Annotated in this window: 17 protein-coding genes and 1 pseudogene; 16 read left to right on the forward strand and 2 right to left on the reverse strand. The window is 39.8% G+C overall.

Annotated elements, in window-relative coordinates:
* The first annotated feature begins 107 nt into the window (after nt 1-107).
* From upp to ftsH, 15 genes and pseudogenes are all read left to right on the forward strand, one after another.
* The gene (gene upp, locus A6J77_RS08220) at nt 108-743 is read left to right on the forward strand and encodes a uracil phosphoribosyltransferase (protein ID WP_083069815.1); all 636 of its coding nucleotides are present in this window, start codon (nt 108-110) and stop codon (nt 741-743) included.
* A 96-nt stretch (nt 744-839) separates the two neighbouring features.
* Nucleotides 840-2,144 carry a UDP-N-acetylglucosamine 1-carboxyvinyltransferase gene (gene murA, locus A6J77_RS08225; protein ID WP_083069827.1) on the forward strand — a complete coding sequence of 435 codons (1,305 nt, stop codon included), beginning with the start codon at nt 840-842 and terminating at the stop codon, nt 2,142-2,144.
* 15 nt (nt 2,145-2,159) lie between these two features.
* Nucleotides 2,160-2,351, forward strand: a complete 192-nt coding sequence (locus tag A6J77_RS08230) for a DNA-directed RNA polymerase subunit beta (protein WP_083069828.1) — start codon at nt 2,160-2,162, stop codon at nt 2,349-2,351.
* Nucleotides 2,352-2,610: 259 nt separating this feature from the next.
* The gene (gene truB, locus A6J77_RS08235) at nt 2,611-3,522 is read left to right on the forward strand and encodes a tRNA pseudouridine(55) synthase TruB (protein ID WP_083069829.1); all 912 of its coding nucleotides are present in this window, start codon (nt 2,611-2,613) and stop codon (nt 3,520-3,522) included.
* A 17-nt stretch (nt 3,523-3,539) separates the two neighbouring features.
* A complete protein-coding gene (gene ribF / locus A6J77_RS08240) occupies nt 3,540-4,487 on the forward strand; it encodes a riboflavin biosynthesis protein RibF (RefSeq protein ID WP_083069831.1) in 948 nt (315 codons plus the stop codon).
* A gap of 206 nt (nt 4,488-4,693) precedes the next feature.
* Nucleotides 4,694-5,881, forward strand: coding sequence for a M20 metallopeptidase family protein (locus A6J77_RS08245; protein ID WP_083069833.1), 1,188 nt, complete (start codon nt 4,694-4,696; stop codon nt 5,879-5,881).
* Nucleotides 5,882-6,129: 248 nt separating this feature from the next.
* The gene (gene hrcA, locus A6J77_RS08250; RefSeq protein WP_083069835.1) at nt 6,130-7,182 is read left to right on the forward strand and encodes a heat-inducible transcriptional repressor HrcA; all 1,053 of its coding nucleotides are present in this window, start codon (nt 6,130-6,132) and stop codon (nt 7,180-7,182) included.
* Between the two features lie 12 nt (nt 7,183-7,194).
* On the forward strand, nt 7,195-7,746 hold the full coding sequence (gene grpE / locus A6J77_RS08255) for a nucleotide exchange factor GrpE (protein ID WP_193756657.1): 552 nt from the start codon (nt 7,195-7,197) through the stop codon (nt 7,744-7,746).
* 78 nt (nt 7,747-7,824) lie between these two features.
* A complete protein-coding gene (gene dnaK / locus A6J77_RS08260; protein ID WP_083069837.1) occupies nt 7,825-9,651 on the forward strand; it encodes a molecular chaperone DnaK in 1,827 nt (608 codons plus the stop codon).
* 90 nt (nt 9,652-9,741) lie between these two features.
* Nucleotides 9,742-10,920 (forward strand): molecular chaperone DnaJ, encoded by a 1,179-nt coding sequence (gene dnaJ, locus A6J77_RS08265; protein ID WP_102950031.1) that lies wholly within the window; start codon nt 9,742-9,744, stop codon nt 10,918-10,920.
* A gap of 710 nt (nt 10,921-11,630) precedes the next feature.
* A complete protein-coding gene (gene lepA / locus A6J77_RS08275) occupies nt 11,631-13,454 on the forward strand; it encodes a translation elongation factor 4 (RefSeq protein WP_083069839.1) in 1,824 nt (607 codons plus the stop codon).
* Between the two features lie 369 nt (nt 13,455-13,823).
* A pseudogene (locus tag A6J77_RS09590) lies at nt 13,824-14,642 on the forward strand (SDR family oxidoreductase).
* A 65-nt stretch (nt 14,643-14,707) separates the two neighbouring features.
* The gene (locus A6J77_RS08285) at nt 14,708-15,742 is read left to right on the forward strand and encodes a zinc-binding dehydrogenase (protein ID WP_083069842.1); all 1,035 of its coding nucleotides are present in this window, start codon (nt 14,708-14,710) and stop codon (nt 15,740-15,742) included.
* A 439-nt stretch (nt 15,743-16,181) separates the two neighbouring features.
* On the forward strand, nt 16,182-16,703 hold the full coding sequence (gene dcd, locus A6J77_RS08290) for a dCTP deaminase (protein WP_083069844.1): 522 nt from the start codon (nt 16,182-16,184) through the stop codon (nt 16,701-16,703).
* 195 nt (nt 16,704-16,898) lie between these two features.
* Nucleotides 16,899-18,785, forward strand: a complete 1,887-nt coding sequence (gene ftsH, locus A6J77_RS08295) for an ATP-dependent zinc metalloprotease FtsH (protein WP_227645166.1) — start codon at nt 16,899-16,901, stop codon at nt 18,783-18,785.
* Nucleotides 18,786-19,103: 318 nt separating this feature from the next.
* Here ftsH and A6J77_RS08300 read toward each other — a convergent pair whose 3' ends face one another.
* Nucleotides 19,104-19,376 carry a hypothetical protein gene (locus tag A6J77_RS08300; protein WP_083069848.1) on the reverse strand — a complete coding sequence of 91 codons (273 nt, stop codon included), beginning with the start codon at nt 19,374-19,376 and terminating at the stop codon, nt 19,104-19,106.
* A gap of 15 nt (nt 19,377-19,391) precedes the next feature.
* On the reverse strand, nt 19,392-19,751 hold the full coding sequence (locus A6J77_RS08305; RefSeq protein WP_083069850.1) for a hypothetical protein: 360 nt from the start codon (nt 19,749-19,751) through the stop codon (nt 19,392-19,394).
* A gap of 172 nt (nt 19,752-19,923) precedes the next feature.
* Here A6J77_RS08305 and A6J77_RS08310 point away from each other — a divergent pair, with 172 nt between their 5' ends.
* A complete protein-coding gene (locus A6J77_RS08310; protein WP_083069853.1) occupies nt 19,924-21,837 on the forward strand; it encodes an ABC-F family ATP-binding cassette domain-containing protein in 1,914 nt (637 codons plus the stop codon).
* The last annotated feature ends 55 nt before the right edge of the window (nt 21,838-21,892 follow it).

Consider the following 21,892-nt stretch of genomic DNA (forward strand, 5'->3'; position numbering starts at 1 on the left):
ACTTGAAGGCCTAGCTTACTTGCGCTAGACTTTCAAGTCCTATATAATATCTAGAGTTTGAGCAAAATTAATTGGCTGCATAAAATTTAAAAGTGAGGTAAATATTCATGAGTAAATTAGTTGTAATTGATCACCCTTTAGTACAACACAAGATGGCTATGTTACGTGATAAAGATTTAGGGACTAAAGGTTTCCGTGAATTGGTAAATGAAATTACAATGTTTCTTGGTTACGAGGTAACGCGTGATTTATCAATGGAAGAAATTGAAATTGAAACACCTTTAGTTAAAACAACCCAAAAAGTTATTGCTGGTAAAAAATTAGCTATTGCCCCAATTTTACGTGCTGGTTTAGGAATGGTTGATGGCATGCTATTATTGATGCCTGCAGCAAAAGTAGGTCACATTGGTATGTTCCGTGACGAAGAAACTTTACAACCACAAGAATACTTCTTCAAAATGCCTCAAGACATTGAAGAGCGTGAAGTAATCGTAGTAGACCCAATGTTAGCGACTGGTGGATCTGCCATCATGGCCATTGATTCTCTAGTGAAACGCAATTTTAAAGCAGAAAGCATTAAATTTGTATGTTTAGTTGCAGCGCCAGAAGGTGTTAAAGCTTTACAAGATGCTTACCCAGAAGTTGATATTTTTTCGGCTGCATTAGATGAGAAGTTAAACGAAGATGGCTACATCTTACCAGGTCTTGGTGACGCTGGTGACCGTCTATTTGGTACCTTATAATTGTCATCAATTACATGTATATGCTACTCTTGATATACAAAACGAAGCATAGACATTTGAAACAAATAAATTAATATTAGATAGGTGATAATAAAAATGACGGAAAACATGATTGTTAAGGGTGGCCGTAAGTTAAATGGGCATGTAAGGGTTGATGGTGCAAAAAATGCTGTTTTACCTTTATTAGCAGCCACTTTATTAGCAGACCAAGGGAAAAGTCGCATTACCAATGCATCATTACTATCAGATGTATATGTAATGAACGATGTATTGCGTAACTTGAATGCGCAAGTTGATTTCGATGAAGAAAACAATGAAATTATCGTGGACGCTTCTAGTGATCTAACAACTGAAGCGCCATTTGAACTTGTTAGCAAAATGCGTGCTTCAATCGTTGTAATGGGGCCGTTATTGTCTCGTTATGGTCATGCTAAATTTGCTATGCCAGGTGGTTGCGCTATTGGTTCGCGTCCAATCGACTTACATGTCAAAGGATTTGAAGCTTTAGGTGCCAAAGTAACGACTACAGCAGGTTATGTTGAAGCAAGCGCTGATAAATTAGTGGGCGCCAACATTTATTTAGACTTCCCAAGTGTTGGGGCAACACAAAATATTATGATGGCTGCTGCATTAGCTGAAGGGACAACAATCATTGAGAACGTTGCCCGCGAACCTGAAATTGTCGACTTAGCCAACTTTATCAATAAAATGGGTGGTCGCGTTCAAGGTGCCGGTACAGATACCATTAAAATCCGCGGGGTTGAAAGCCTTGAAGGAACTGAACATTCTGTCATCCCTGACCGTATTGAAGCAGGGACATTTATGGTAGCTGCAGCCATTACTGAAGGTGACGTTTACATTGAAGACGCGATTTCAGAACACAACCAACCGCTAATTTCTAAATTAAGAGAATTAGGGGCGACAATTACTGAAGATGTGTCTGGTGTCCGTGTGCAAGGTTCTACCGTTTTGCATCAAACAAAAGCCAGAACCTTACCATATCCTGGTTTTCCGACTGATATTCAATCACCATTTACAGTTGCCCAAGTTTTAGCAGAAGGTACTTCAGAAATGGAAGAAACTGTTTTTGAAAACCGCTTTATGCACTTAGAAGAATTGCGTAGAATGAACGCTAACTTTAATATTAACGGCAATACAGCCGTTATGAATGGTCCTGCTAAACTACAAGGGGCAGCAGTAGCCGCTTCAGATTTACGTTCAGCAGCAGCCTTAATTTTAGCTGGTTTGAAGGCTGAAGGGATGACCAAAGTATCTGAATTGATATATTTAGACCGTGGTTACCATTCATTCGACAAGAAATTACAAGCCCTAGGTGCAAATGTACTTCGTGTGGATGTGGACGGGAAATCAGACGCAGAACTTGCTAGTTTACTAGATTAGAATGGTCGTGACTTTATGAAATATTATCATCAATATATCAACCACCCATGGAAGAAGATTTTATTTTGGGGATTACTGTTAGTGATTGTGGGCTTCCTACTATTCATTATCGGTGGTTTGATTGGATACAGCATATCGTCTGACCAATCAGCCTTCAATTTCTTAAACCCAGCTAGCTGGAACCATGTCCTCTCATTTATTCGTTAAATTCAATATGACCAATTATGGCCAAGGACTAGACCATTTTAGTTCTTGGCTTTTTTATGATTTAAAAATGACAAGTGGATGGTCAAGCGACCAACAAAATTCCATAAGTTTAGTCGCCAAATGATGATTGTCGAGATCGGTTTTCAAGATTTATTATTTTTGGACTAGGATTTTTCAGGTTCAAATAATGATTAACCACAATTCGAATCAGTTTTTTAGTGACTCATATGTTACAATATGCTAGATATGAGGTGAGTTTATGGATGGCATTTTGCCTTTATGGAAAGAACGTGGCATGACGAGTCACGACTGTGTATTTAAAGTAAGAAAGATTTTAAAAATGAAGAAAGTTGGCCATACAGGGACTTTAGACCCTAATGTAGATGGGGTTTTACCGATTTGTTTAGGTAAGGGGACCAAATTGGTTGAATTGTTGATGGACAAAACCAAAGTTTATACTGGCGAAATTACACTAGGATTTGCAACGACAACTGAAGATTTAGACGGTGAAGTGATTGCTGAGAAATCCTTAGCCAATCCTTTTAAAGATGACCAGATTCAAGCATTGATGCATGAATTAACAGGTCATATCATCCAAATACCGCCCATGTATTCGGCGATTAAAGTCAAAGGGAAACGCCTGTATGAGTATGCCCGTGAAGGCCTTGAGGTTGAGCGACCTGAACACCCGGTATTTGTCCACGACTTCAAGTTAGTGGGTCCATCTCGTTTTGAGGACGGCAAGCAAGTTTTTGCTTTTGAGGTGGTTTGTGGCAAAGGGACCTATGTCCGCACTTTAGCTAGCGACTTAGGGCGAAAACTAGGGGTACCAGCGACGATGACTAGCCTAACTCGGGACGGATCAACCCCTTTTTCAAGGGAAGATTGTCTGACACTATCACAATTAGCAGAGGCAGTTGAAGCTGAGGATTATACTTGGTTGGTGCCAGTTGAATCGGCCTTAACAGCCTATCCAGTTTGGCAGGTTCCGGCTGAGGACAGCCACTTAGTGAAATTGGTGGAAAATGGGTCAGTCCTGGAATTAGCGACGTTACCTGCTGATTTAAGAGACCAATTACCGGTGACGGCTTATATCGACGACAAGTTAAAGGCGCTTTATGATGTCCATCCAAGTAAAGATGGTAAAATAAAACCAAGTAAAATGTTTTAAAGATTGGACGATACTGAATGAAAACGATAAATTTACACCATCCCTTTGAACAATCAACGATCTATGCGGGCGATGTTGTCCTAGCCTTAGGCTTTTTTGATGGGGTCCACAGAGGTCACCAGGCGGTTATTCAAGCAGCCCGTGATGAGGCTGACCGTCTACAATTGCCACTGGCTGTAATGACTTTCAATATGGCACCAAGGATCATGTACCAACAAATCCGTCCTGAAGGGGTGACTTATTTAACTACTTTAGCCGAGAAAGAACGATTAATGACACAACTTGGGGTAGATTACCTTTATGTCGCGCAATTAACGTCATCATTCTCAGCCTTGAAACCGCAAGAGTTTGTCGATCAATATATGGTAGGTTTGCATGCGAAAACTGTTGTTGCTGGCTTTGATTATACCTACGGGAAGAAGGATATTGCCAACATGCAGACCTTAGCGACCCATGCGGCTGGTCGTTTTAACATTATTGAAGTCAATAAGTTATCTGAAGATACCAGCAAGGTGGGGTCAACTGAAATTCGCCATGATTTGAATACCGGTCAAATTGACAAAGCTAACAAACAATTGGGTTATATTTACTCAATCGATGGCATCGTTGTTCACGGAGAGAAACGCGGACGTGAATTAGGGTATCCAACGGCTAATTTAATGGTGCCAGCAGAATCATTAATCCCAGTTGAGGGGGTCTACGTGGTTGAAATGTTGTTGAATGGGCAAGTCTACCCTGGTGTTGCTTCAATTGGGACTAATATTACCTTCGGGGAAAACCGCAAGCGAACCGTAGAAATCCATCTTTTAGATTTTAAAGGGGAAATCTACGGTGAATACGTAACGGTTTATTGGCATAAATACTTGAGACCTGAACTTAAATTCGATGGCATTGAAGGGTTGATTAAACAAATGGACCAAGATGCGGTTGATGCTGAAAGTTATTTAGATAGTTTGCAAAAATAAGGTTATTGTAAAAAATGCGAAATATACGCTTTGAAATGAACGTTGAGGAAAGATCTTCGGCGTTTTTTTGACAAAAAGTATGCAAATATAATCAATGAAAAGGGAAACGTTGATATAAGAGGCTTTTAGTTGATCTTTTTTATAGATTTGATTAGACAAATTCTAGAATGGAATAGGAAAATAAAAGATATTGGAGGAATAGCAAAATGGCATATTTAGATATTGCTAAAGAAATTTTTGATGAGGCAGTAAAGGTTCGTCGCCAATTACACAAAAACCCTGAAGTTGGTTTTGAATTACCAGAAACGACAAAACTTGTTAAATCAAAACTTGATGAGTTTGGAATTGCATACGAAAACGTAGGTGATACATACGGTATTACAGGTACATTGGGTGATTCTGCTAAGGGTAAAACTTTATTGTTACGTGCAGACATGGATGCATTAGCGATTACTGAAAAATCTCAATCATCATGTACATCTAAAAATGAAAATGGACACTTATGTGGTCATGACATGCACACCACTATTTTACTAATGGTCCTAAAAATGTTGAAAGAAAACGAAGACCAATTAGAAGGTCAAATCAAGTTCTTATTCCAACCAGCAGAAGAAACTTTAAATGGTGGACGTGTAATGGTTGAAGAAGGTATTTTAGAAAACCCAACACCAGACGCTGGTATGGCTTTACATATGTGGCCAAACGGTGACAAAGTGGACGTTGAAATCCACCAAAAAGAAGCTTTAGCATCTGCTTTAAACTTCCGTATCACTATTAAAGGTGTAGGTGCTCATGGTGCAATGCCAAACAACGGTATCGACCCAGTCTTTGTGGCTAGCCAAATCATTAATGGTGCAAACGGCATCTTAGCTCGTGAATTACCGTCTAACAAAGGTGCTTCTTTATCTATGGGTTACATCAATGCGCCAGGCGGTGCCATCAACGTGATCCCAGATACAGTAGTCTTAGAAGGGACATCTCGTTCATTATTCCCAGAATCAGCAGAACACGTTTCAAAACGTTTACCAGAAATTGTTGAACATATTGGTAAAGCATTCCGTGCTGAAACTGAATATGAAGTAATGGCTGACTGTCCGTCATTAACCAACTCTAAAGAAATGTCTGAACAAGTGATGGCCTCTGCTAAAGAAGCTTTAGGTGATAAATATGACGTGATGACCGTTCCACCATACTTAGCTTCAGAAGACTATGCACACATTGCTAGCAAATTGCCAGAATCAACATACTTCTTCATTGGTTGTCCATTACCAGATGACAATGGTGAAGTATACCCTGTTCACCACCCATTAGTACAATTCAACGAAGAAGCATTAATTGTTGGATCTGCTACCTTAGCAACATCAGCAACTAATTGGTTACGTGACAACAAATAAGCAAATCGATAAAATATACAAGTCGAAAGGGCAACGGACTATTACAAATGGTTTGGTGTCCTTTTTCTATAAAATAATGTGTAAATTAGCCAATCTTACTAGCATCAAAAGCTTGAATTTCTAAAGGACGGTTTAAATGTCAAAAAAAGTCAAAAAAAAGTTTGACTATTATTGACAAAAGAAATGATAAGTGCTATATTATAAACATGTTAGCAGTCAGAGTTGTTAAGTGCTAATGAGGTGATAAGATGTTAACAAAACGACAAAGTTTAATTTTACAGGCGGTAATTGACCATTATTCAAAATACCAATTACCAGTCGGTTCGAAAACTTTATCTCAACATCAAGAAATAAACGCAAGTTCAGCTACAATACGTAATGAATTAGCCAGACTTGAAGATTTATCATTGATTTCCAAAACCCATTCATCATCTGGACGAGTGCCAGCTGAGGCGGGTTATCGTTACTATATTAATCACATCATGCCATATTATGGTGGATTGATTGATTTAGAGCTTGAGGAAGAGGAAGATGCTTTACTTAGAGAGATATTCCACGATCCTTATAACGATTTGAGTCAAGTGATTCGAAAAACGGCTGCGACTTTAGCCTCGCTTTCAGAAAGCGTCGTTATTTCGATGGGGCCAGATATTGCAAGGCAACGATTGGCCAATTTTCAAGTATTGTCTTTAACCGATGACCAAGCAATGGTCATATTGGTGACTGATAAAGGTGTCATTCGCAATCAAATTGTGACATTCAACGAGGTGGTTACACCGGAATTGATTGAGGGTATTGCAGTGATTATGAATCAAGAACTTGTGGGCCTTGAGCTTGCAACGGTGATTGAAAGGCTGCAAACACACTATTTAAAAGATATTGAGAGAATGAACCGGTCTTATGAAGATAGTAATCATTTGATTCACCGGTTTATGAATCAATTCAATAGTGATGGCATGAGGGTAAATGGTCAAAATTATTTGTTTTCTTCATTAGCTGATTCAGCTAATGGGACTAGCATTGCACAATTAAGTCGATTACTAGAAGACCAATCAGTGATTACTTCACTGATTAATACCACAGACCAGGGTATCCAAGTGAGAGTGGGTAAAGAACTTAAAGATCCAACATTGGAAAATATGAGTTTAATGTCTACCAGCATGGGTACTGTACAATCGGGTAAGTTATTTACTCTTGCGGTGCTTGGTCCGGAAAGTATGTCTTACATTCGTATGGCGCAGCTTTTCCAAAGTATCTCAAAAGAAATGGCTAGATACCTGGACAATTATTATAAATCTTAGGAGGTCTATCAATTGACAAAAATGGACGACAATCAACAAGATTTAAATGTTGATGAAGAAATCAATGAAACCGAGGTTCAAGACGAGCAAGTTGAAACAGTAACTGAAGAAGATAGCGAATTAGCCTCTCTTCAAGCTGAATTAGCGGCTAAAGATGACCAAATTATGCGTCTATCTGCTGAAATTCAAAACATGCACCGTCGTAACCAAACTGAACGTGAGTCAGCTTCAAAGTATCGGTCACAGAATTTAGCTAAGGGTATTTTACCAGCTATTGATAACTTGGAACGTGCTTTAGAATTAGCTAAAGATGATGAGTCATCTCAGCAATTAGTGAAGGGTATCGAAATGGTACACGCAAGCCTATTACAAGCTCTAGCAGAGGAAGGCGTTGAAGTGATTGACCCTAAAGGTGAACTCTTCGATCCAAACTTCCACCAATCTGTAAGTGCAGTACCGGCTGAAGATGGCCAGCAAGCTGAAGAAGTGGTGGAAGTTTTCCAAAAAGGGTATGTATTAAAAGATCGTGTACTAAGACCTGCGATGGTTTCTATTGCACAATAATTCATTTAACATAGATTTTAACCACAGATAAATTCATTTAAATTGATAGATTAATTAACAAAGGAGACGTGTTTTATTATGGCAAAAATTATCGGAATTGACTTAGGTACTACTAACTCTGCAGTTTCTGTATTAGAAGGTGGCGAACCTAAAATTATCGCTAACCCTGAAGGTAACCGTACAACACCTTCAGTTGTTTCATTCAAAAATGGCGAACGCCAAGTTGGTGAAGTAGCAAAACGTTCAATGGTAACAAATCCTAACGCGATTGCTTCAATCAAACGTCACATTGGTGAAGACAACTATACTGTAGAAATTGAAGATAAAAAATATACGCCACAAGAAGTTTCAGCAATGATCTTACAATACTTAAAAGGTTACGCTGAAGACTACTTAGGAGAAAAAGTAACAAACGCAGTTATTACTGTTCCTGCTTACTTCAACGATGCACAACGTCAAGCAACTAAAGATGCCGGTAAAATCGCTGGTTTAGAAGTTGACCGTATCGTTAACGAACCAACAGCAGCAGCTTTAGCTTACGGTTTAGACAAAGTTGATGCAGACGAAAAAGTCTTAGTATTTGACCTTGGTGGTGGTACTTTCGACGTTTCTATCCTTGAATTAGGTGACGGTGTATTTGAAGTATTATCTACTTCAGGTGACAACAACTTAGGTGGAGACGACTTTGATAACGCCATCGTAAACCACTTAATCGCTGAATTTAAATCAGAAAACGGTATTGACCTTTCTTCTGACAAAATGGCTATGCAACGTCTAAAAGATGCTGCTGAAAAAGCGAAAAAAGACTTATCTGGTGTAACGTCAACACAAATTTCATTACCATTCATTACGGCTGGCGCTGAAGGTCCACTTCACTTGGAAGTTACTTTATCTCGTGCGAAATTTGACGAATTAACTTACGACTTAGTACAACGTACAAAACAACCAGTTAAAAACGCCTTATCTGATGCTGGTTTATCTAAATCAGACATTGACCAAGTTATCTTAGTTGGTGGTTCTACTCGTATCCCAGCTGTTATCGACATGGTTAAAGCTGAAACTGGTAAAGAACCTAACCGTTCAGTTAACCCTGACGAAGTAGTAGCTATGGGTGCTGCAATCCAAGGTGGGGTTATCTCAGGTGACGTTACAGATGTCGTATTACTTGATGTAACACCATTATCATTAGGTATCGAAACAATGGGTGGCGTGTTCACTAAATTAATCGACCGTAACACAACAATCCCAACATCTAAATCACAAGTATTCTCAACAGCTGCTGATAACCAACCTGCTGTAGATGTACATGTATTACAAGGTGAACGTCCAATGGCTGCAGATAACAAGACATTAGGTCGTTTCCAATTAACAGATATTCCTGCAGCACCACGTGGTGTACCTCAAATCGAAGTAACATTTGATATCGACAAAAACGGTATCGTAAATGTTAAAGCGACTGATAAAGGTACTGGTAAAGAACAACAAATTACCATCCAATCAAACTCAGGCTTATCAGACGAAGAAATTGACCGTATGATGAAAGATGCTGAAGCGAATGCTGAAGAAGATAAAAAACGTAAAGAAGCAGCAGATCTTAAAAACGAAGTTGACCAATTAATCTTCCAAGTTGAAAAAACAACTGGTGAGTTAGAAGGTAAAGTTGATCAAGCTGAACTTGACGAAGCTAACGCGCTTAAAGATGAATTGAAAGCAGCACAAGAAGCTGACGATGTTGAAGCAATGACAGCTAAAAAAGATGAATTAAATGAAAAAATTCAAGCTTTAACTGTTAAATTGTACGAACAAGCAGCGCAAGAAGCTGAAGGTCAAGAAGGCGCAGACGACTCTTCAGACAATGATGGCGATGTAGACGCTGACTTCGAGGAAGTTAACGACGATAAATAATCCATAAGTTTCAAACCCTGTCTTCTATGAGGGCGGGGTTTCTTATGTTATGATGGACTGCATAACGCATGATTCAAGGGGGAGTACAGTGTGGCTGAAAAAAGAGACTACTATGAAGTCCTTGGCGTGTCAAAGACCGCAAGTAAGGATGAAATAAAGAAAGCCTATCGAAAATTATCAAAAAAATATCATCCAGATATCAACAAAGAAGCGGATGCGGAAGACAAATTTAAAGAAATTTCTGACGCATACGAAGTCTTAAGTGATGAGCAAAAACGTGCAGCCTATGACCAATACGGTCACGCAGCTACTGACGGTGGCTTCGGTGGAGGCGGCGGATTTGGTGGCGGTAGTTACCAATCATACGGTGGCTCTGGCTTTGAAGACATCTTTGAGCAATTCTTTGGTGGCGGAGGCGGCGGCTTCAGCGGTTTCGGTGGTGGCTTTGGTGGCGGCGGCCGTACGGCTAACCCTAACGCACCGCAACAAGGTGATGACTTACAATACAATATGGACCTAGAATTTGAAGAAGCTATTTTCGGAACTGAAGAAACTATTTCTTACCGTCGTGAAGTAGACTGTACAGTATGTGAAGGATCTGGTGCTGAACCAGGTACAGCAGTCCATACCTGTCCAACATGTTCTGGATCTGGTGTTGAAAAAGTTTACCAACAAACACCATTAGGTCGTGTTGTTTCTCAATCTGTATGTCATGAATGTTCAGGTAAAGGGAAAGTATTCGACCAAGCTTGCCACCACTGCCACGGTGCTGGACGTGAAACTGAAACACATAAAGTGAAAGTAAACGTACCAGCCGGTGTTGAAGATGGTCAAAGCATGCGTCTAAGCGGGCAAGGAAATGCAGGTAAAAATAATGGACCAGCAGGAAGCTTATATGTCGTTTTCCGTGTAAAACCTTCTGAAATCTTCGAGCGTGAAGGGGCAGAAATCCGCTATGTCTTACCAATTAATTTCGCCCAAGCGGCTTTAGGTGATGATATTGAGGTACCAACTGTTCACGGTAAAGTATCGATGAAAGTGCCAGCTGGTACGCAAACAGGTACGAAATTCCGTCTACGCGGTAAGGGTGCACCTAAATTAAATGGTAATTCAAACGGTGACCAAACAGTAACTGTTAAGGTGGTTACGCCTAAGAACCTGAATGAAGAACAAAAAGCTTCATTGAGGGCCTTCGCTAAAGCTTCAAATGACGAAGTGAGTGAAGAAGATAGAGGGTTCCTCGATAAATTGAAAGACGCATTTTCTTAATAAATGAAAAATAGTAGCACTAGTCGATCTGACTGGTGCTACTATTTTTGTGTTATTCGGCTAACAGTGCTTTATTTTGGGGCTTAGAACCAGAATAAGATCCCTACATTGCCTAGTTCATAGCAGATGTCGCCGCTAATCGTGATTGTTTTCTTGACTACTTTCAATTGAACGTCGGAAATTTCATCAACATAATTTAAGAAAGTATAGAAATGTTTCAGGGCTGTTTCATATAAAAATAGAAAGCTGCCTTAGAACTTGCGATATGTTTTGTAACAATGAAATTACTCAACTGTCCTCGAAAGAATATCAAAATCATCTGTCGCATCAACGGGTGTGGTTAAGACATACTATCGCAAATATGTCTATATGAAAGTATTTACTCTATCTTGGTGTTTGCGGACACTTTTTGGCTCCAATCCCTTGACTTTTTCTAGAAATTCGCTAAAGGCATCAAGAACCATTGCATTAGTGACTTCCAATTCCATGGATTTGAATTCAGTCACTATATTAATTGATACGGAATCTTTATTGAGGCTAGGGTGCCATACTTTTGAACTGTTTTTAATTTGAAAAATAGGTGACACATTCAATCTAGCATTTGCCTATTACTACAGATGGACTTGTTGATCTTAAAGCGGGCAAAATGTTGTGGTAGTGGGGTAATTTTGCTATAATGATAATTGCTGAACATAAAAGGGGGATGGAAAATGAATATCCAAGAAATGAAAGACAGACAAGAAAAAATCAGAAATTTTTCCATCATCGCGCACATTGATCATGGTAAATCTACTTTAGCGGACCGCATCCTACAAAATACAGGGACGGTTTCTGATCGCGAGATGCATGACCAAATGTTAGATTCTATGGATCTTGAACAAGAACGTGGTATCACGATTAAGTTGAATGCCATCGAGTTAGAATATAAAGCGAACGATGGGGAAACTTATATTTTTCATTTAATTGATACACCAGGACACGTAGACTTTTCATACGAAGTTTCACGTTCTTTGGCAGCCTGTGAAGGGGCCGTATTAGTTGTGGATGCAGCACAAGGGATTGAAGCCCAAACACTTGCTAACGTATACCTAGCTGTTGAAAATGACTTAGAAATTGTACCAGTCATCAATAAGATTGACTTACCGGCAGCTGATCCAGAAAAAGTGAAACAAGAAATTGAAGACGTGATTGGTTTAGACGCTTCTGATGCTGTATTAGCTTCAGCTAAAGCTAACATCGGTATCGATGAGTTATTAGAACAAATCGTTGAGAAAGTACCTGCACCAACTGGTGAAATTGAAGCACCTGTACAAGCTTTGATTTTTGACTCTGTATACGATGCTTACCGTGGGGTTGTTTTAAGTGTCCGTGTGGAAAATGGTGTTATCCGTAATGGTGACCGAATTCAAATCATGTCAAATGGGAAAACATTTGATGTAACTGAAGTTGGGATCATGTCACCAAAACCAATTCCGCGTGACTACTTGATGGCCGGGGACGTTGGTTATATCACAGCATCTATTAAGACTATCCAAGATACACGGGTTGGGGATACGATCACTTTAGCGACCAATCCTGCAACCGAACCATTAGCTGAATACAAACAAATGAACCCGATGGTCTACTGTGGTTTATATCCAGTGGATTCTTCAGACTATGTTGACTTGCGTGAAGCCTTGGAAAAATTACAATTAAATGATGCATCCCTAGAATTCGAAGCGGAATCTTCTCAAGCCTTAGGTTTTGGTTACCGTTGTGGTTTCTTAGGTATGTTACATATGGACGTTATCCAAGAACGTATTGAACGTGAATTCAATATCGACTTGATTGCGACAACACCATCGGTAATTTACCATGTTTATAAAACAGACGGCACAATGGTTGAGGTGGCTAACCCATCTGAAATGCCAGATCCGACTTATGTTGAATATATTGAAGAACCTATTGTAAAAGCAAATATCATGGTTCCACAAGAATATGTTGGTGCCGTAATGGAATTAGCCCAACGTAAACGTGGAAACTTTATCACTATGGACTACTTGGATGATATTCGAGTAGATGTTAAATACGAATTACCATTATCTGAAATTGTATTTGACTTCTTTGACCAATTGAAATCAAACACTAAAGGTTACGCTTCCTTAGATTATGAATTAGGCGGCTACCAAAAATCTAACTTAGTGAAATTAGATGTGTTATTAAATGGTGAAGTTGTCGATGCCTTGTCAATTATTGTACATAGAGACTTCGCTGAAAGCCGCGGTCGTACTTTAGTTAGCAAGTTGAAAGACGTTATCCCAAGACAACAATTTGAGGTACCAATTCAAGCAGCGATTGGCCATAAAATTATTGCCCGTACAAATATTAAAGCCTTACGTAAAGACGTTACGGCTAAGTTGTACGGTGGTGACGTTACCCGTCGTCAAAAACTATTGAAGAAACAAAAAGAAGGTAAGAAACGTATGAAGGCCATCGGTTCAGTCGAAGTACCGCAAGAAGCCTTCTTAGCCATCTTAGATATGGGCGAAGAATAAAATTTAAAAAGGTATATTTAATGATACCAATTACTTTGGGGCTAATGATTACAAATATCATTAGTCTCTTTTTTATCCTTTTTGATTTTTCTATTATCATTTATTGAAAGCGTCCTGGATAGCTAATACGGTTCTTTTATTTATTCGTCATTTTATTTTTAAACAACTAGTTATTGAAAGTGCGTTGGTTAACCATCATGCTTTTCTATTCTTCAACATGATTTTTATTTTTCAAATCACTTTAACAACCTCTAGCTAGGCCTTGCCTTAGAGTGCACTCTAAGGTGTATAGTTGTCCTAGACATGATGAAAGCATCAAAGTTCCTCATCTTGTGACGCAATGACCACGGTTTTCCTAGGAGGTTTTAAATGAAAGATGTACTATTGTTAGTAGGTGCTGGTCAGTTAGGGATGACCATTGCCCGTCGTGTCGGCTTTAACCATAAGATTCTAATTGGTGACAAAAACTTTGACAATGCCATCGCAATTGCGGATACTTTGGAGGGGGCTAGATTTGATATTGTAGCCACATAAATTGATATTGCTGATAAGGATTCTATAGCCACTTTTTATTGAAAAAGGACAATCCTACGGTGAAATTGACCTGCTGATTAATGCAGTGGGGGGTCCCCAAGTCAAGCATCCATTGAATCCATGAATCCATCCTCAAGGTAGATTTGTATTGGACGGCTGTTTTGCTAGAAGAAGTGGGCAAAGTCATCAAATCTGGTGGTGGTGTCACTATTTCTAGTCAGTCAAGCTGCCGGATGCCAGCCTTAACCCCCGAAGAGGACCGGTTACTGGCGACAGCACCTGTAGACCAGTTGTTGGCTTTAGACTTGCTACAAACTGACAATTTAAAAGACTCGCTCCACGCCTACCAATTGGCTAAACGAGGAAATGAAACGGGTCATGGCTGAAGCCGTTAAATGGGGCAAAAAGGGTGCGCGAATCAATGCGATTTCACCTGGTATTATTGTCACACCCTTGGCACTTGACTAATTTAATGACCCACGCGGCGATTTCTATAAAGATATGTTCGCGAAAAGTCCAATGGGGCGTCCAGGAACGGCGGATGAAGTGGCTAACCTAGCATCAATCTTAATGAGCAGTGATGGCGCCTTTATTACCGGATCAGATTTCTTGATTGACGGCGAGGCAACAGCAACTTTTTATTATGGTGAATAAACTAATGAATTATCTAAGGAAATATTTTGATAAAGAACTTTTCAAAACAGAAAGGACGTATAAATATGAAAGCAGCAATTTTTAATGAACCAGGAAATATGACCGTCACTATCATGGACCGACCGCAAATTCAAGCACCACACGATGCCATTATCCGCGTTGTTCGTGCATGTGTTTGTGGGTCTGACTTATGGTGGTTCCGCGGTATTAATGATATGGCTTCAGGCTCGCAAACAGGCCACGAAGCGATTGGAATTGTCGAAGAAGTTGGGACAGCAGTTAAAAATGTCCAAGTAGGTGACTTTGTTATCGTACCATTTACAAATGGCTGTGGACACTGCGCTGCATGTAAGGCAGGTCTTGATGGCGATTGCACGACTTTCACAGGCGGCGCCTTAGGTTTTCAAGCTGAATACCTACGTTATGTATCAGGAGACTGGGGGCTTGTGAAAATTCCTGGCCAACCTAGTGACTATTCTGCAGATATGTTGAAGTCATTTACCACCTTGGCAGACGTTATGGCTACCGGTTATCATGCCGCTGTCACTGCTGAAGTGAAAGCTGGCGATACAGTAGTCGTTGTGGGTGACGGGGCAGTTGGTTTGTGTGGTGTTATCGGGGCCAAATTATTAGGCGCTGAACGCATTATTATCATGAGTCGTCACAAAGATCGCCAAGATTTAGCCCTTGAATTTGGGGCAACTGACATTGTTTCTGAGCGTGGAGACGAAGGGATCAACCGAATCATGGAATTGACTGGCGAAGGTGCTGACGCTGTTTTAGAGTGTGTCGGTTCACAATTAGCCGTTGAAACTGCCGTCCAATTGGCGCGTCCAGGTGCCGTCGTTGGCCGGGTTGGTGTGCCACATATCGATGAATTAGATACCAATAAATTATTCTGGAAAAACATCGGCCTTCGTGGAGGCCGTGCAGCTGTGACAACCCATGACCGTGCAGTCTTATTAGATGCAGTTCTTGATGGGCGCATCAATCCAGGTAAGGTATTCAACATGTCCTTTGATTTAGATGACGTGCAAGAAGCTTATGCAGCAATGGACGAACGCCGTGCCATTAAATCTTTACTCGTTATTTCTGACTAACTAAATTACCATTTCCCCCTAAATGATTCACCTGTATACGGTCTGAATAGTCTTTGACAAGGATTAGATTTATATGATATATGTGATAAAAACTTAGGAGTTTTATTTTGGAAAAAGAACAACGTATTTAACTCTTGCAAGATATGATATTGAAACCCAACAAATGGTAGCATCCGAGTCCTTGGTACAGTTGGTGAAGAAAAATTACCCCATCAATTAAACGAATATGTATGTGTTGAAGACTATTTAGGAAAAATCGTTTTATTCAAAGATGCTATCAAAGCCTATTTAAAATAATAAATGTTGTTAGCCGGAAGTGAATAGCTTCCGGTTTTTACATGCACGGCTCATCTTCTTAGAAATCAACGGATCGAAACCGTCTTTCTTTTTGCCAAATTAAGGGTATAATGAAATAAAATAGTGAACAAAGGGTGAGTGTATGATTTTATCAGGGAAGAAAATTGCTGAGGAGCAAGGGACTGGCATTAAAATAACGCCATTTAATGAAAGTCAGGTTAATCCCAATTCTTATAACTTGAGACTCTCAAATGAATTGGCTTATTACGAAGATGATGTGTTGGATATGAAGAAAAAACCAACCTTGAAATCGATTCAAATTCCTGAAGAGGGTTATTTATTAGAACCAGGCAAATTGTATTTAGGCCGGACAGTAGAATATACTGAAACGGATAAATATGTACCCATGCTTGAAGGCCGTTCTTCAATCGGTCGATTAGGTTTATATATCCATGTAACGGCTGGTTTCGGGGATGTTGGTTTCTCCGGTTACTGGACCTTAGAAATGCATTGTTTACAGCCAATCCGCATTTATCCAAATGTTGAAATTTGTCAGATCTACTATCATACAATTAACGGTGAATATGATTTATACTCTTCTGGAAAATATGCTAACAACGAAGGGATTCAAGAATCCCGTTTATACCAAGATTTTATCAAATAAAGCGCCAGTCCAATTATGAATATTTTGTGAAGAAAAGCCATGAATATGGCTTTTTTTGTGAAAGCAAGTATACTTTGACCAAACCTGACTTTGTATGCGTTATAATATATTTGTAGTTAAGGAGTGTAGAATCTGACAAGGATGTCAGGTCTAAATAACTTATATATTTTTGACAAAATGAGTAGGAGTGAATATATGAGCAAAAATAGAAAACAGAATAAAAATCGGAAGAAAGGGTTTAATTTTGGAAACTCACCTAATGGTGGTGGTTATTTCAACTTTATGAATGCCTTTTGGTGGATAATATTGGTAATCCTTGGTTTGAATTTATTATTCCCAGCCATTACTGGGATGCAGGTAGAAGAAGTTCCTTATTCTTCATTTGTGAGCCAAGTAGATGCTGGCCAGGTAGAAAGTGTTGAAATTAATCAATATGATTTAACTTGGACCGCTGAAACGGACGGCGAAACGCAAGTATATACCACTGGTAAGGTGGATGATCCTGATTTAGTTAACCGTTTGGAATCGAACAATGTGACTTACCAAACGGAAATCTATCAACCAACGTCACCATTTATCTCATTCTTACTGACCTTTATTTTACCGTTTGCTGTGATTTATTGGTTAATGCGTAAACTAATGCAGAAGATGACAGGTAGTTCTGATTCTAAGATTGACCTTTCAGGTGGTGGCTTTGGTGGCATGAACTTTGGCAAATCAGATGCCAAAATTTATGTGAAATCAGATAATTCACGAAACTTTAAAGATGTGGCTGGCCAAGATGAAGCCAAAGAGTCTTTGGTTGAAGTGGTAGATTACTTGAAGGAACCGAAGAAATACCAAGAAATTGGTGCCCAAGCACCGCGTGGTGTCTTACTAGTAGGTCCTCCTGGGACAGGTAAAACTTTGATGGCCAAAGCCGTTGCTGGTGAAGCTGGTGTCCCATTCTTCTCTATCGCAGGTTCTGAATTTGTTGAGATGTTTGTTGGACGAGGGGCAGCTAAAGTGCGTGACCTCTTTAAACAAGCCAACGATAAAGCGCCATGTATCGTATTCATTGATGAGATTGATACTATTGGTAAATCTCGTGACAATTCTTATTCAACCAATGACGAACGTGAGCAGACTTTAAACCAGTTGCTTACTGAAATGGATGGGTTCGAAGGCGACAAGGGTGTTATCATCCTAGCTGCAACTAACCGCCCTGAATCATTAGATAAAGCCTTGTTACGTCCTGGCCGTTTTGACCGTCAAGTGTCTATGGAATTGCCTGACTTAAAAGGCCGTGAAGAAATTCTTCGTGTCCACGCTAAAGAATATAAGATGGGTCAAAATATCGATTACCGTTACATTGCCCGTGCGACTGCTGGGGCATCCGGAGCAGACCTTGCCAATATCATTAACGAAGCGGGGCTGCGTGCCGTTCGTAACAAGCACAAGGAAATTAGTCAAATAGACTTGGATGAATCGGTAGATGTTGTCTTAGCTGGTCAAATCAAGAAGAACGATATCTTATCGCCAGAAGAACGTCGCGTCGTTTCTTACCACGAAATTGGTCACGCCCTTGTTGCGGCCCGACAATCTGGTTCAGCGCCAGTTGAGAAGATTACAATTATACCGCGTACGTCAGGTGCCCTTGGGTATACCATGCAGGTTGAAACTGGTGAGAAATCACTTTACACCAAACAAGAGTTGTACAATCAATTGATGACCCTTGCAGGTGGACGTGCTGCTGAAGAAGTGGTCTTTGGTGAAATCACTACCGGGGCTTCAAATGATATTGAAAAAATGACGAAAATTGCCCGTTCTATGGTCACTCAATACGGGATGTCGGATACTTTCGGCATGATGCAATTGGAAAGTCGTACTAATCGATACTTGTCTGACAATACACAGAGTCAGGTATCCGGTGGTACCGCTGAAAAAGCAGATCAAGAAGTTATTGAATTGATTAAACGTGCCCATCAAGAAGCCGGCGAAATCTTGATGAATAACCGCGAAAAATTGGATGAGCTGTCTGAATACTTAATTCAGGAAGAAACCATTACCGGTCAACAATTCATGCAAATTTTAAATAAATAACAAGTAATATAAAAAAACGTTCGTGAGATTTTCACGAACGTTTTTTAAGGTTTATTTTGAAAGATTTCAACTACATTATAGTAGGTAGCCAATTAATCAAGACATTTCCCAAACCTGTAGCACCTGCAAAATAGATGAATGTAGGCAGTGGTTTAGAGAAGGACAGAACAGATTTTTGGTAAACTCGCCCAGGAATAAAAGCTTGGACGAATAGGTTGCCGTGATGCCTAGAAATCAAAAAGCAGAGGAAGGACCCGATGAAAATAAAGGTCACGGATGCGACAAAGCCAACAACTGGTCCGTAGGCTAGAAACATGGCTAAACAGGGTAAGTTACCCGGAATAACAAGATAATGTTATTTAGGATGACTAGGATAGACAATAAAAGGAAGCCGGCCCAGCCCATATTGAGGGCGAGGTTTTTAAGTGGTTCGGCAGAATGAAACCAGTCTAGCCGGTAGCTAGCGAATAAAACAAGGGCTAGCAAGGCAATGACCACATAAGTAGTCTTTTGGATGGTTTCTTTAAATTTGTCCGCTTGTATTAGGGACTGGTTTTTTTCAGTATCAGTGGGTATATCTTTATTTTGCATTCTAAGACCCCCATACTATAGGTATTTCATCAGTAATAGGGCTAGAATGATACCAGCAATTGATGTGAAAATTCTTTGTGTATGGTAGTCTTTTGCATGATTGTCTGGCGCTTCGATGGGTTCGATGACGCCATCAACTTCGATAAAGCCGCCAGCTTGTGCATGCTTGTCCTTTTTCCGCCATTGCCATAAGTTATAGATACTGCTGACTAGTAAGATGATTGACAGAATCAATAATAATGTCGGGAAGAGTTGGATAAATAATTTCGTGAAGAATATGAATAGGAAAATGAGTAGGGCTAAGACCAGAATCAGACCGAGACAGCCTAAACCTGAGGACCCGTTGTATACATAGACACGACGTTTGTTATTCATAAGTGGTCACCTCCAATGGGAACTTGTTGATTTATTATACCGAATTATTGGAAGTTTAGAAAATGATAGTCATTATTTGTCAGCCTTAAAGATAAGAATTGCTAAAGCGTTCTGAATAGACCTTGTTCTATGGTAAAATAAAACAGAATGAACGGAGAGGACTAGGTTATATATGAAAGATTATAAAGCGTTAAATTGGTCGAAAACATATGGCATGAAACAACTATTGAATGATGTTTCCTTTTTAATTAGAGAAGGGCAACACGTTGGTTTGGTCGGGGCCAATGGTTCAGGTAAGACCACCTTATTAAATATTATTGCGGGGAAATCTAGCCTAGATCAAGGGCAGATCGAACATCCAAAAGATTTTACAGTGGGTATTGTCACTCAAGACCCAGAGCTAGATGAAAGCCAAACGATTTTTGAGGCCGTGTATCACTCTGAAAGTCCCATCGTCCAATTAGTTGGTCGGTATGAAGAAATTACCTTAGACTTGCAATTAGATCCAGAAAATAGCCGATTACAAAAGAAATTTCAGCAGATTGAGCAAGAAATGAATGCGCAAAACGCTTGGACTTTGGATACGACAATCCAAACGATTTTATCTAAATTAGGTATTCATGACCTAACCCAAGAAGTGAAAGTCTTGTCTGGGGGCCAGCGGAAACGTGTCGGTTTGGCTAAAGTTTTGATTGAAGAACCGGATTTGTTACTGATGGACGAACCTACCAACCACTTGGATTTTGAAATGGTGGAATGGTTAGAAAATTACATTGCTAACTACAAGAAATCAGTCTTAGTTGTAACCCATGACCGGTACTTCTTAGACCAAATTACAACACATATCTTTGCCTTGGACCGGGGCGACTTGAAGCAATATGAGGGTAATTACCAAATTTATTTGGAAAAATTGCAGTCTGAGCATGAAATTGAAGCAGCAACTATGGCGAAACAAAAGAAACTGTATAAGAGTGAGTTGGCTTGGATGCGTAAAGGGGCAAAAGCTAGAACCACTAAACAACAAGCCCGTATTCACCGTTTTGAAAACTTGAAAGAGAAAGTCAGTCAAACAACAGATGATAGCGAATTAACAGTGGACTTGGATACACAACGATTGGGTAATAAAGTCCTTGAATTCGATAACTTAACGGTAGGTTACCCAAATAAACCCTTAATCACCAATATCAATCTATTATTACAGAATAAAGAGCGAATCGGGATAATCGGGGATAATGGGGCTGGTAAAACGACCTTCCTAAATACCATTGCTGGCATACAAGCGCCACTTTCAGGTGAAGTAAAAACGGGTGAAACGGTCCGCATCGCCTACTTCCAACAAATCCCTACTGATCTACCAGAAGACAAACGGGTGATCAACTACGTGCAAGAAATTGCTTCTGAGTACGTTTATGATGATGGGACCCAAGCATCTGCAGCACAAATGCTAGAGCAATTCTTGTTTCCCCGAGAATCCCATGGCATGTTAATTGGCACTCTATCAGGTGGGGAAAGAAAACGACTGTACCTATTGAAGATATTGATGACAAGACCCAATGTCTTACTTTTAGACGAGCCGACAAACGATTTAGATATTGATACCTTATCGGTATTAGAAGACTACCTAGAGACCTTCCAGGGGACTGTGATTACCGTTTCCCATGATCGGTATTTCCTAGACAAGGTGGTTGAGAAACTTATCATTGTAGATAGTTTGGACAATACAGTACAATTATTCTACGGCAACTACCATGACTATAGAGACGCCATGAAAGAAGCAAAAAATCAATCCAGTCAATCGCAAAAAGTGGCCAGTCAAAGTAAACAAAACAACCAAGCTACTGAGCTAGTGACAGAAGAAGCGCCAAAAGCGAAGCGGATGTCTTGGCAAGAAAAGAAGGATTGGGCCGTTATTGAGAGTGAAATTGAGCAATTGGAAATGGATATCGAAGCCATTGACCAGGCAATGAACGAAAATGGAAATGATTACGGCAAACTATCTGAATTGCAATTAGAGAAAGATAGCAAAGAAAACAGTTTGCTCGAAAAAATGACTTACTGGGAATACCTGTCTACATTAGAAAATTAGTATCAGAAATTTTATGATGACATAAAAGAACACGAAGTTGATGCAAATTAAATTA

The sequence above is a fragment of the Aerococcus viridans genome, assembly GCF_002083135.2.
In the GTDB taxonomy this organism is placed as follows: domain Bacteria; phylum Bacillota; class Bacilli; order Lactobacillales; family Aerococcaceae; genus Aerococcus; species Aerococcus viridans_C.

What these genes read in the sequence shown, in the direction of transcription:
- upp (WP_083069815.1), top strand. Translation starts at nt 108, where the DNA reads ATGAGTAAATTAGTTGTAATTGATCACCCTTTAGTACAACACAAGATG.
- murA (WP_083069827.1), top strand. Translation starts at nt 840, where the DNA reads ATGACGGAAAACATGATTGTTAAGGGTGGCCGTAAGTTAAATGGGCAT.
- A6J77_RS08230 (WP_083069828.1), top strand. Translation starts at nt 2,160, where the DNA reads ATGAAATATTATCATCAATATATCAACCACCCATGGAAGAAGATTTTA.
- truB (WP_083069829.1), top strand. Translation starts at nt 2,611, where the DNA reads ATGGATGGCATTTTGCCTTTATGGAAAGAACGTGGCATGACGAGTCAC.
- ribF (WP_083069831.1), top strand. Translation starts at nt 3,540, where the DNA reads ATGAAAACGATAAATTTACACCATCCCTTTGAACAATCAACGATCTAT.
- A6J77_RS08245 (WP_083069833.1), top strand. Translation starts at nt 4,694, where the DNA reads ATGGCATATTTAGATATTGCTAAAGAAATTTTTGATGAGGCAGTAAAG.
- hrcA (WP_083069835.1), top strand. Translation starts at nt 6,130, where the DNA reads ATGTTAACAAAACGACAAAGTTTAATTTTACAGGCGGTAATTGACCAT.
- dnaK (WP_083069837.1), top strand. Translation starts at nt 7,825, where the DNA reads ATGGCAAAAATTATCGGAATTGACTTAGGTACTACTAACTCTGCAGTT.
- lepA (WP_083069839.1), top strand. Translation starts at nt 11,631, where the DNA reads ATGAATATCCAAGAAATGAAAGACAGACAAGAAAAAATCAGAAATTTT.
- A6J77_RS08285 (WP_083069842.1), top strand. Translation starts at nt 14,708, where the DNA reads ATGAAAGCAGCAATTTTTAATGAACCAGGAAATATGACCGTCACTATC.
- dcd (WP_083069844.1), top strand. Translation starts at nt 16,182, where the DNA reads ATGATTTTATCAGGGAAGAAAATTGCTGAGGAGCAAGGGACTGGCATT.
- ftsH (WP_227645166.1), top strand. Translation starts at nt 16,899, where the DNA reads ATGAGCAAAAATAGAAAACAGAATAAAAATCGGAAGAAAGGGTTTAAT.
- A6J77_RS08300 (WP_083069848.1), bottom strand. Translation starts at nt 19,376, where the DNA reads ATGCAAAATAAAGATATACCCACTGATACTGAAAAAAACCAGTCCCTA.
- A6J77_RS08305 (WP_083069850.1), bottom strand. Translation starts at nt 19,751, where the DNA reads ATGAATAACAAACGTCGTGTCTATGTATACAACGGGTCCTCAGGTTTA.
- A6J77_RS08310 (WP_083069853.1), top strand. Translation starts at nt 19,924, where the DNA reads ATGAAAGATTATAAAGCGTTAAATTGGTCGAAAACATATGGCATGAAA.